10 protein-coding genes are annotated in these 11,100 nt (G+C 64.9%); 5 read left to right on the top strand and 5 right to left on the bottom strand.

The window, feature by feature from the left end:
- Positions 1-234: 234 nt before the first annotated feature.
- Positions 235-627 (top strand): hypothetical protein, encoded by a 393-nt coding sequence (locus PTE31013_RS23705; RefSeq protein ID WP_150615101.1) that lies wholly within the window; start codon positions 235-237, stop codon positions 625-627.
- Here PTE31013_RS23705 and PTE31013_RS23700 read toward each other — a convergent pair.
- The 3 genes from PTE31013_RS23700 to PTE31013_RS23685 all read right to left on the bottom strand — a co-directional run bounded on the left by PTE31013_RS23700 (position 601) and on the right by PTE31013_RS23685 (position 3,712).
- Positions 601-1,158 carry a YggT family protein gene (locus PTE31013_RS23700; protein WP_150615100.1) on the bottom strand — a complete coding sequence of 186 codons (558 nt, stop codon included), beginning with the start codon at positions 1,156-1,158 and terminating at the stop codon, positions 601-603. The genes PTE31013_RS23705 and PTE31013_RS23700 overlap by 27 nt on opposite strands.
- Before the next feature lie 64 nt (positions 1,159-1,222).
- On the bottom strand, positions 1,223-2,488 hold the full coding sequence (locus PTE31013_RS25220) for an enoyl-CoA hydratase/isomerase family protein (RefSeq protein WP_246174895.1): 1,266 nt from the start codon (positions 2,486-2,488) through the stop codon (positions 1,223-1,225).
- Between the two features lie 90 nt (positions 2,489-2,578).
- Positions 2,579-3,712 carry an acyl-CoA dehydrogenase family protein gene (locus PTE31013_RS23685; protein WP_150615099.1) on the bottom strand — a complete coding sequence of 378 codons (1,134 nt, stop codon included), beginning with the start codon at positions 3,710-3,712 and terminating at the stop codon, positions 2,579-2,581.
- Between the two features lie 439 nt (positions 3,713-4,151).
- Here PTE31013_RS23685 and PTE31013_RS23680 point away from each other — a divergent pair, with 439 nt between their 5' ends.
- From PTE31013_RS23680 to PTE31013_RS23670, 3 genes are all read left to right on the top strand, one after another.
- The gene (locus tag PTE31013_RS23680; RefSeq protein ID WP_150615098.1) at positions 4,152-5,813 is read left to right on the top strand and encodes an AMP-binding protein; all 1,662 of its coding nucleotides are present in this window, start codon (positions 4,152-4,154) and stop codon (positions 5,811-5,813) included.
- Between the two features lie 35 nt (positions 5,814-5,848).
- Positions 5,849-6,616 carry a 3-hydroxyacyl-CoA dehydrogenase gene (locus PTE31013_RS23675; protein WP_150615097.1) on the top strand — a complete coding sequence of 256 codons (768 nt, stop codon included), beginning with the start codon at positions 5,849-5,851 and terminating at the stop codon, positions 6,614-6,616.
- Between the two features lie 143 nt (positions 6,617-6,759).
- On the top strand, positions 6,760-7,770 hold the full coding sequence (locus PTE31013_RS23670) for an AraC family transcriptional regulator (protein ID WP_150615096.1): 1,011 nt from the start codon (positions 6,760-6,762) through the stop codon (positions 7,768-7,770).
- A gap of 6 nt (positions 7,771-7,776) precedes the next feature.
- Here the strand turns inward: PTE31013_RS23670 and PTE31013_RS23665 are convergent, their stop codons facing one another.
- Complete coding sequence (locus PTE31013_RS23665; protein WP_150615095.1) at positions 7,777-8,592, bottom strand: IclR family transcriptional regulator; 816 nt, start codon at positions 8,590-8,592, stop codon at positions 7,777-7,779.
- A 727-nt stretch (positions 8,593-9,319) separates the two neighbouring features.
- Here PTE31013_RS23665 and PTE31013_RS23660 point away from each other — a divergent pair.
- Positions 9,320-9,715, top strand: a complete 396-nt coding sequence (locus PTE31013_RS23660; protein ID WP_017233651.1) for a transposase — start codon at positions 9,320-9,322, stop codon at positions 9,713-9,715.
- Between the two features lie 166 nt (positions 9,716-9,881).
- Here PTE31013_RS23660 and PTE31013_RS23655 read toward each other — a convergent pair whose 3' ends face one another.
- Complete coding sequence (locus PTE31013_RS23655) at positions 9,882-10,985, bottom strand: NAD(P)/FAD-dependent oxidoreductase (RefSeq protein WP_150615094.1); 1,104 nt, start codon at positions 10,983-10,985, stop codon at positions 9,882-9,884.
- Between the last annotated feature and the right edge of the window lie 115 nt (positions 10,986-11,100).

Raw genomic sequence — 11,100 nt, 5'->3', positions numbered from 1 at the left:
CGTATTCTCGAACTTGCTGAACGCTTTGCGATCCGACGTTAGGCGTACGGCGTCGCCGCGCAGCCATTTGCGACCGACGTGAATCGCCAGACGGCAGCATCACTGGAATGTCGCAGGACCGCCTGGGGAGACTAGGTCGGAGGCGAGCCGTAACGTGCGGTAAACATGGCGTAGCCGAGGGCTTACATTTGCCCGGTACGCTGACGAGAAGCCTTCGCCTCAAGGAGTCTGTCCATGCTGAGCCCGCATGAAATCGCCACACTGTTGCTGGCGGCCGCATCCCTCGGCCCTATCGATGCCGATGCACTCGAACCACCGGATCTGGCGGCACTGGAGCAAGCGCGCCTGGTGCATGTGAACGTCGCCGAGGGACAAACCAAAGTGATCGTGACCGAGGATGGTCGTCGTGTATTGCATCGGCTGGGTCTGGCACGCTCGGTGAGCGAACGCTCGGAAACGCCGCGTCCGGCGATGGCGAACGGGCGGCGCGCGGGGCAGGAGGAAGCAGATGTCTTGCGCGGACGGCCCGCGCCAACGGGGGTGCCCGTCGGCGCGACCGCCGGTGAATTACAGCAGGCAGCGATGCTGCCCGCCGACGCATCAGAGCGTCGCGAAGAGCAGGCTTAAGCGCGCGAGCACGATCAGCAGGATCTGCATCAACAGGAACAGCCCCAGCGGCGACAGGTCGAAGCCGCCGACCATCGGAATGACGCGACGGATCGGGCGCAGCAGCGGGTCGAGCAAGTGTTGGAGGATCGGCATGGCGGCCGCACGCGGATTGACCCACGACAGCACGGCCATCAGCAGCGTCATCCACATCACGAGGTTGGCGCCCCACTTGGCGGCCAGTACCAGCGCCACCAGCAAGCCTCGCGGGAACACCGCGACCGGCGACACTCCCACGACGGCGGTGATGAGCACCAGGTAGGCGATGGCGCACAGCCACGCGGCGATCACACTCGCCCAGTCAACACCGCCAACACCCGGCACAATGCGCCGCAGCGGCAACACCATCCAGTTGGTGAACTGGAACACCCCTTGTGAGAGCGGATTGCGCGGCGGCAACTGTGTTGCTTGCATCCACACGCGCAGCAGCAGCAACGCGCCGAATAGCGAGAAGACGAGGTCTAGTAGTAGACGGGCGATATCGACAAGCATCTGGACTCCAACGGATGGTGCGGTCCCCCGCAAAGCCCGCATTGTCGCATGCGTTTGCCCGAGTTCAATGATCTCCCAATGCTTCCAGGGGATGCTCGCCTTCCGGCCACGGCGAGACGAAGAACGCCTCGACCTGCGCCCGTGGCACCTCGGCAAGCGTGGCATACCGCCAGCGCGGCTGCTTGTCCTTGTCGATCAGCAACGCCCGAACGCCTTCGACGAAATCGCCGGACGCGAACGCGTGATATCCCAGCACCAGTTCCATGCGAAACGCATCGGCCAGATCGAGACGACGCCCCTTCGCCAATTGCCGGTCGGTCACGCACAGGCTCAGTGGTGAGCGCTGCAACAACAACGCGAGCGTCTCGGCCGCCCAGGGGGTCTGCGCGTCGCTGGCGAGCGACGCCACGATACCTGGCACGTCGATCGCGCTGAAATGCCTGTCGAGCGTCGGCCGCACGCGGGCCAGCGGCGCAGCGTCGGTCCATGTGCGCCCCAGCGGGAGGATGACGGATCGAAGCCGCTCCAGCAGATCGGCCGAACCGGACGCCGCCGCACGGCCGCCTGCATGGCATGCGCCATCCGAATCACCCAACCCGCCGGCTCCGCCCGCAACGCCTCCCCGGTCTGCCCCCTGCATACCGCCTGCGCGGCACGCACCGAGCGTTGCGTCGCGCGCGGGGACGGGTGCGGCCGCTGGCCAATCGAAATGCCGGAGCGCCTCTCGCAATTGCCCAGGCGCGTCCCCTTCGAGCCAGACGTCGGCGAGCCCGCAATACAGGGCGTCGGCTGCGGTAATGGTCACGCCGGACAGCCCGAGATAGCGCGCCAGCGTCGGTGCCAGATGGCCGAGGAACCAACTGGCGCCCACGTCCGGGAAGAGGCCGATGCCCGTCTCTGGCATCGCCAGCCGGGTGCGATCCGTGACGACGCGCAGCGCCGCCCCTTGCGCGACGCCCATGCCACCGCCCATCACAATGCCGTCGAGCAGGGCGATATATGGTTTCGGGTACCGGTGGATCAGATAGTCGAGACGGTATTCGTCGATGAAGAACGCCTGGTGATCGCTCGCGTTGTTCACGCGGCTTTCATAGAGCGCTCGCACGTCGCCGCCTGCGCAGAACGCCTTTTCGCCCGCGCCTTCAATCAGCACGGCGCGCACGGCCGGGTCGTCGACCCACGCATCAAGCTGGTGCCACATCGATCGCACCATGTCGTGCGTTATCGCGTTCAACGCTTTCGGCCGGTTCAGGGTGATGATGCCGAACCCATTGATCACGTCGAACAACACTTCGTCTTGCGCCTCGACGGCGCGCTCGCGTTGATTCACTCCCCCTCCCCTTGACCACGCCGCGCCTCGGGCCGCCGCCGGGCGTACCGTCGCGCCGCCGTATCCTTCGCAACGTTTGCCGCTTCGCGATCAGTCCAATGCGCGAGCGATGACCTGACGCTGGATCTCGCTGGTGCCCTCGTAGATCTGTGTGATGCGCGCATCGCGGTAGTGACGCGCCACCGGATAGTCCTCGAGATACCCATAGCCACCGTGAATCTGGATGGCGTCGGAACACACCGACTCCGCCAGCTCCGACGCGAACAGCTTGGCCTGCGACGCCTCGGACAGGCAAGGCAATCCCTGCGTTCGCAGCGCCGCCGCGTGCAGGATCAGAAATCTTGCGGCATTGATGCGCGTCGTCATGTCGGCCAGCATGTTCGCGATACTCTGGTGCTCGCGAATCGGCTTGCCAAACTGCTGACGCTCGCTGGCATACCGCAGCGCCGCCTCGAACGCCGCCCGCGCCACCCCCAGCGCGAGCGCTGCAATGCCGATGCGCCCGCCCTCGAGATTGGACAGCGCAATCTTCAATCCCTGCCCCGGTTCGCCAAGCAGCGCATCGTCGTCCACCTCGCAGTCGACCAGGGTGATCGGGCAGGTGTCCGACGCGCGGATGCCAAGCTTGTGCTCGGGATGCCCGACCTCGAACCCTGGGGTGTTCGTCGGCACGATGAACGCAGAGATGCCGCGCTTTCCCGCTGCGGGGTCGGTCACGGCGAACACGATGGCGACCGCCGCGCGCTTGCCGTTCGTCACGAACTGCTTGCTGCCGTTGAGCACCCATTTGCCGCCGCGGCGCTCGGCACGCGTTTTCAGGTTATTGGCCTCCGACCCGGCCTGCGGTTCGGTCAGGCAGAACGCCCCGATCTTCCGACCGGCGGCGAGATCCGGCAGCCAGCGCTCGCGCTGTGCGTCGGTGCCGAATTTCAGAATCGGTGCACACCCCACCGAGTTGTGAACGGACATCATGGTGGCGGTGGACGCACAACCGACGGCAATCTCCTCCATCGCCAGGGCATACGCCGTGTAGTCCGTGTAAGCGCCGCCGTAGGTATCAGGCACCATCATCCCCAGCAAACCGAGGTCGCCCATTTGCGCGACCATGGCGTCGGGCAGCGCGCAGTCGCGGTCCCACTGCGCGGCGTTCGGCGCGAGCTGCTCACTGGCAAACGTGCGCGCCATGTCGCGAATCATGCGTTGGTCTTCCGTATAGAAATCCATGTTCTGTCTCCCGCACCCTGGCGTCGTCCGAAGGGATCGCCAGCACCAGTGCCATGTCGATGAGGTCAGTGTAGGGATCGCACCGCGTTCGCACCATAGCCAAAAGCGGCAAATTGCATGAGCGGAATTACCATCGGAAAAGGACTGCGCGACCCTCGGTACCGTCCCGGCACGGCGTTCGGCCCCGAGCCGCCTTGCCCGGCGGGGCGCCCGACCGTCCCGCAATTCCCCACCGACAGAGTGGATAAATCCCTCACAAACTCTGACCCGTTTGGGCATTGCGTCCGGCCGATGCCACGCATTAGGATGAATTTCGCCATTGCCCCGTGAGCGCCGCGCCCCGATCAAGACGGCGCCCGGGCGGTCTGCGATGCGTGCCCAAACGCTTCCATCATAGGCGCGTGGCTGCGGACCGGCATCCGACTACAGGAGACACCCCATGACTGCGGACTACGCCGACACCTACCGCGCGTTCGACCTCGACGCCACCGTGCGCGCCACGCTTGCCGGCCATCTCGACGCGATGAACGCGTGCGTCGAGTGCTGCGACCGTCACGCGCTTCCCGGGCGCATCGCCTTGTTCTGGGAAGGGAAAGACGGCACGAGCCAGACGTGGACGTTTCGCCAACTGCAAACGCTGTCCGCGCGCTTCGCCAATTTCCTTCGCGACCAGGGCGTGCAGCCCGGCGACCGCGTGAGCGGACTGTTGCCGCGCACCCCCGAACTGCTGGTGACGATTCTCGGCACGTGGCGCGCGGGGGCGGTGTATCAACCACTCTTCACGGCGTTCGGGCCGAAGGCCATCGAACACCGGCTGCAAAGTGCCCAGAGCAAGCTCGTGGTGACCGACGGCGCCAATCGGGCCAAGCTCGACGAAGTGGCCCACTGCCCACCGGTCGCCACCGTCAGCGGGCCGCGCGGCCAGGGGGTGCGCCAAGGCGACTTCAGCTTCTGGCATGAGGTCGAGCAACACGCCCCCGACTTCGCGCCCGTGCTGCGCCGCGGCGACGACCCGTTTCTGATGATGTTCACCTCCGGCACGACCGGTGCCGCCAAACCGGTCATGGTGCCATTGCGCGCGATCATGGCGTTCGTGGGCTACATGCGCGACGCCGTCGATCTGCGACCGACCGATGCATTCTGGAACATTGCCGATCCGGGCTGGGCCTATGGCCTCTACTACGCCGTGACAGGCCCGCTGGCAATGGGCATTCCCACCACGTTCTACGACGGCCCCTTCAATGTCGAGAGCACGTACCGGATCATCCGGAAGCTTGGCATCACGAATCTCGCCGGCTCACCGACCGCCTTTCGCCTGCTGATCGCGGGTGGCGACGAAACGGCCGCCCCCCTGAAAGGACAGTTGCGCGCCGTGTCCAGCGCCGGCGAGCCGCTCAACCCGGAGGTCATCCGCTGGTTCGCCAGGCACCTCGACGTCACCATTCATGACCACTATGGTCAGACGGAACTCGGCATGGTCGTCTGCAACCACCACGCGCTGGCTCATCCCGTGCAAGCCGGAACCGCCGGCTTCGCGTCGCCGGGGCATCGCGTGGCTGTCCTCGATGACGAAGGGCGCGAGTGTCCGGTCGGGCAGCCGGGTGTGCTCGCCCTCGATCGACGACAATCGCCGCTCATGTGGTTCACTGGTTACTGGCAGCGGGAGACGCCCGCGTTCGTCGGCGAGTACTATCTCTCCGGAGACACGGTCGAGCGCAATGAGGACGGCAGCATCAGCTTTGTCGGACGCAACGACGACGTCATTACGTCGGCCGGGTATCGCATCGGGCCGTTCGATGTCGAGAGTGCGCTGATCGAGCATCCTGCGGTGATCGAAACGGCCGTGGTCGGCAAGCCGGATCCGGAGCGCACCGAACTGGTCAAGGCCTTCGTCGTGCTGCATCCGCAGTTCGCGCCGACCGATGCGCTCGCGCAGGCGCTGCAGGCGCATGTCCGCCACCGCCTCTCCACGCACGCTTATCCACGTGAGATCGAATTCGTCGCCGAACTGCCCAAAACACCGAGCGGCAAGCTCCAGCGCTTCATCTTGCGCAACCAGGAAATCGCCAAGGCCGCGCAGACGTCGGCCAGCGCGGACTGAGCGTCAACGCGCTTTTCTTTCAAGGATCGCAGCCCATGCAAATCAAGGATCGTGTCTTTCTCGTCACCGGCGCATCGTCGGGCCTCGGTGCGGCCACCGCACGCATGTTCGTCGACGCGGGCGCGAAGGTCGTGCTCGGTGACATCAATGCCGACGCTGGCGCCCAACAGGCCAGTGCGCTGGGTGACGCCGCCCGTTTCGTCGCCACCGACATCACACGCGAGGATGACGTTCAGCGTCTGGTCGATACCGCCAAGCGTGCGTTCGGCCGTCTGAACGGCGTGGTCAACTGCGCCGGGCTGGTCATGGGCGAGCGGATTCTGGGCAAGCAGGGCCCGCACCGGCTCGACAGCTTTGCCCGCATCATCAACGTGAACCTGATCGGCACGTTCAACGTGCTGCGCATTGCAGCCACGGCGATGGCCGAGGGTGATGCCGACGCCGAAGGCGAACGTGGCGTGATCGTCAACACGGCGTCGGTCGCGGCGTTCGACGGACAGATTGGCCAGGCCGCGTATGCCGCCTCGAAGGGCGGCGTCGCCGCGCTGACGCTGCCGGCCGCGCGCGAACTGGCGCGCGTTGGCGTACGCGTGGTGACGATTGCGCCGGGCATCTTTGAAACGCCGATGATGGCCGGCATGACGCCAGAGGTGCAGGCCGCGCTGGGCGCCTCGGTGCCATTCCCGCCGCGCCTGGGCCGTCCGTCGGAATATGCCGCGCTGGTGCGCCATATCGTCGAGAATGTCATGCTCAACGGCGAAGTCATCCGCCTCGACGGCGCGCTGCGCATGGCACCGAAGTAAGTCGTTGCCGGCATCGCCATTGCACGCTGCACGCGAAATCGGAAAGGGCCGATCCCGCTTTCGGACGGCACCGGAAGCGTCTTCAGGGGTCGCACTGCTAGAATCATTGCGTCCCCCTGCTACGACGCTCCGTTTCGCAACGCATGGAAAAAGGCAGCATTTCAATACATTTCGTGATCAACGCGTTGGCGCATGTCGAGCGGCTCGGCGGCGATCCGGCGGCATTGCTGCTCGCCGCCGATATTGCCCCATCGCTGCTTGCGCATCCGCAAGCCCGCGTGTCTGCAGATCGATACGCACATCTGTGGCGCTTGATCAGTATCGCGCTCGACGACGAATTCTTCGGGCAGGATTCCCGCCGCATGAAAGTCGGCAGCTTTGCGATGCTGTGTCACACCGTCATCGCTTGCCGCACACTCGACCAGGCACTGCAACGCGCGGCGCGGTTCATGGGACTCTTGCTCGACGACCTCGAAGTGCATCTGGTTCGGGACGGCGCACTGGCCCGACTCGAAGTGCATGAGCGAGCCGATCAGCGCTCGCCGCGCATCTTCGCGCACGAAACGCTGCTGATCCTCTTCTATGCGCTGACTTGCTGGCTGATCGCGCGTCGCGTGCCCTTGAGCACGGCCTACTTCTCATTTCCCGAGCCGGTCTATAGCGACGAGTATCGAACGATGTATTCGCCGCGCCTCGTCTTCCACGCGGCACACACGGCCATCGAATTCGATGCCGCTTGCCTGGACCTGCCGGTGGTGCAGAACGACGCATCCGTCAAGGAGTTCCTGCGCGCGGCCCCGGGCAATATCATCCTCAAATACAAGAACACCAAGGGCATGGTCGCGCGTGTCCGGCGGCGTTTGAAGACGATGCCGACGGATAGCTGGCCAGCCTTCGAGGCGCTGGCGGGCGAGTTCCACACCACGCCGTCGACGCTGCGCCGGCGCTTGGAGGACGAGGGCCAGTCGTATCAATCGATCAAGGACCAAATGCGGCGCGACCTCGCGATCCACGCGCTCTGTCACACGTCGAAGCCGATGCTGGAGATTGCACTGTCGCTGGGCTTTGCCGATCCGAGCGCGTTCTTTCGGGCATTCCGAAAATGGACGGGGGCGCGTCCCGGCGACTATCGGCGCCAAACGGTGGCGGCGTGACGCGCTTTACTTCGTCGCCAGCGACGTCGCCCCTGCGCGGTCCGAGCGGTAGTTGAGCTTGTGCGAGAGTTCGTCCGCGGCGGACACGACCTTCTCCACGATGCCGCTCTCGAGCAGGTCCGCTTCTACGCGCGATTGAGGAATCGTCACGCTGATCACGGCGACGATCTGTCCGCGATGATTGCGCACGGGCGCCGCAATCGTCGAGATGTTCTGCTCGAAGAAGGCCTGACTCATGCTGTACCCGCGGGCAATGTCTTCCTGCACCACGCGGTACAGCGCTTCCACGGTCGTCGGCGTATGGGTCGTATAGCCTTCGAGCTTCGGTTCCGGGTAAAGCTGCTTGAGCGCCGGCAACGAGTAGTCGCCGAGCAGAATGTGTCCGACGACCGTCGCATGGGCGGGCAGACGCGTGCCAACCCGCACCGAGCCGAACACGAGGTCACGACTGGCCGCCTTCGCGACAAACACGGCATCGCGCTGATCGAGAATCAAAATGTGACTGGAGAAACCCGTGGCTTCGCGCAGCTTCTCGATGACCGGGGTGCCCAGATCGGTCAGCTCGAGCGAATTCAGATACTCGAATCCCAGGCGCAGCACCGCCACGCCCAACCGGTAGTGACGCTCGTCCCCGGCCTTCTCAATGAAACCTTCCGCTTCGAGGGTCTGCAACAGGCGAAATACCGTCGAGCGCGGGATGCCAAGTCGTCGCGCAAGATCAGCGCCCGCCAGTACGGGCTCGCGCGCCGAGAACGTCATGAGAATGCGCAGCCCGCGCTCAAGGCCCGGGACGGAGTATTTGTTATCGCTGTCGTTGCTCATGCCGTTTGCGCACACTGGCGCCGACCGGTATGCGGCGGTTCCGCGCAACCGATAGACGATATTCATCGAAGGCTCGCATTATAGGCCACGGGCCCGCCGTCCGACCATGACGGAACGCCACACGGCGACCCAGCCACTTTCTCACCTGGCGAGATTCGGTTGCACCTCGGGCGCGCGAAGTTGCGCCCCGTCTCGCGTCACAACGCCCTATCGGAGCGCAAGCGAGCACCCATCTAGGGCGATCTGCGCGTGGCACGGGCGATGCACCGCAATGGGGGTAATTCCGAAGCGCGTCGACGCGCGCTTTTTGTCATCATGGCGCCTGCAAGCTTGACAAGCTGGCGCATGTGGAGCGAGACACTCTGACCAGGGCCGAGAATAATAAACGATCCGGACTGGCCAACAGGCACGTATTCCTTTTCTCCTGACGCTTTTGCGATTGCCTATCCCAATAGCCACCCAGGAGCTGCGCCCACCTGCCAAGTGGGCGTTTTTTTGCTGGTCAAACGCTCTCTTCGCAGCGTGGTTCGCCCCGCCCGCGGCGTTCTTCATAAGAGAACCCGATGTTCTGGCATGCTTGTTGCTTGTATTTCCAGCATCGGGGAACGACGCCGCCTTGGCCGAGATTTCACGCACGCGCACCTACCGGATTGCCCTGGTACCTGCCGGATCGTGAAGCTCGGACTCGCCCCCTGCGGCGCCTCCGTTTGTTTTGGGTCGAGGTGTTATGTTTACTGAACTGAGCGACGTTGAATGGCACGCCCTGCGTGATCTGATTTGTGACCGTCCGGTCCGTACGGAGCGGCGTGGCCGCCCTCAAGTCGAGCAGCGCACGCTGACTAATGCTGTCTTGTGGGTGCTGTTCACTGGCGAGAGCTGGTCCAAGCTGCCCATGCAGTACCCCTCCGTGCCGACTTGCCGCCGCAAACTCAATGAGTGGCGCGAATCGGGCATGCTCGATACGATCCTGAAGCGCCTGCAACAATCGGGCCGCGACATCAGCACCTGCGCGGGGCAAATCAGCAAGCCGACGCGTAGCACGCCCTGCGGCGACACCGATCGCCTGCGCGGTGTGTTCTGGACGAACCCGGCATCGTGGAAGCCGCCGGTTGCCGTACGTTGATCGCCAGCCCCACCACGCCCACCCTCACGAACCGACTCTCGTCCGACAGGCATGCCGCGCAACGCTCGCGGCACCGTTGGACGCGCATGACGGGGTTAGACAGATAGCCGCCGGTGCGCCAAAGGCGACCGCCGGTCACCGCTCGCGTGCTACGCCGATGCGCACATCAAAGCGCCGCGCTCACCGCGTCGGCAATCGCGAGTGACGCCGTCAGCCCAGGGGACTCGATACCGAACAGGTTGACGAGTCCCGCGACACCATGCATCGCTGGCCCATCGATGCGGAAGTCTGCCGCCGGCTCACCGGGCGCACTGATCTTCGGGCGAATACCGGCATAGCCGGGCTGCAACGCGCCGTCCGCCAACGCCGGCCAATAGCGCCGCACTGCCGCGTAGAAGCCATCGCCATCCGCCACATTGACCGTGTAGTCGACTTCGCTGACCCATTCCACGTTCGGGCCGAAACGCGCTTGTCCCGCCAGATCTAGCGTCAGGTGCACGCCTAACCCCCCCGGTTCCGGCACCGGGTAGATCAAGTGCGAGAAGGGCGCGCGCTGCGTACAGGTGAAGTAACTCCCTTTCGCGAAATAGCGCTGCGGGATGTGTTCAGGGGCGAGTCCGACGAACGTACGTGCGACGTCCACGGCATGAAGACCGGCGCTGTTGACCACCGTGTTGGCGAGCAGCGTCGACGTAACGCCCGCCGTGTCGATGTCCAGCGCGATGCCGTCGACGTGGTCCACGCGAGCACCGACGACGCAAGCGTCGAACGCAAGCATGGCGCCGGCATTCTGCGCATCGCCCTGCAACGCGAGCATCAGGCCATGGCTGTCCACGATGCCCGTTGACGGAGACAATAACGCACCCGATACGTGCAAATCCGGTTCACGCTGGGCGACTTCGCGGGCGGTGAGCCATTGCAGATCGTCAACGCCGCTGGCGCGCGCGTTGGCGGCAATGACCTCGAGTTCGCTCACCTGACGCGCGTTCGTCGCGACGATCAGCTTGCCGCAGCGGCGATGCTCCACGCCGTGCGACGCACAAAACGCATACAGACGGTGCTTGCCCTCGACGCACAGCGTCGCCTTGAGCGAGCCGGGCGGGTAGTAGATGCCGCCGTGAATGACTTCGCTGTTGCGCGAGCTGGTGCCCGTGCCGATCGCGCGCCCGGACTCCAGGATGACCACTTCGCGGCCGGCCATGGCCATGGCCCGCGCGACAGCCAACCCCACCACGCCCGCGCCGATCACAACGCAATCGACTTTGTCCATCGCTTTTCCTTCATGACTTTCCGATTCGCATGAAGACGCCGCACCGTCGCCGGCCAGCCTCCTCATGCGGATCGGCTGCGGGAGAGAACCCCGCAGCCTCACCTCAAGACACGCT

Source organism: Pandoraea terrigena, from assembly GCF_902459705.1.
GTDB lineage: Bacteria > Pseudomonadota > Gammaproteobacteria > Burkholderiales > Burkholderiaceae > Pandoraea > Pandoraea terrigena.
Note: the sequence above shows the minus strand (reverse complement) of the source record. Positions and strands in the feature narration are given on the sequence as shown.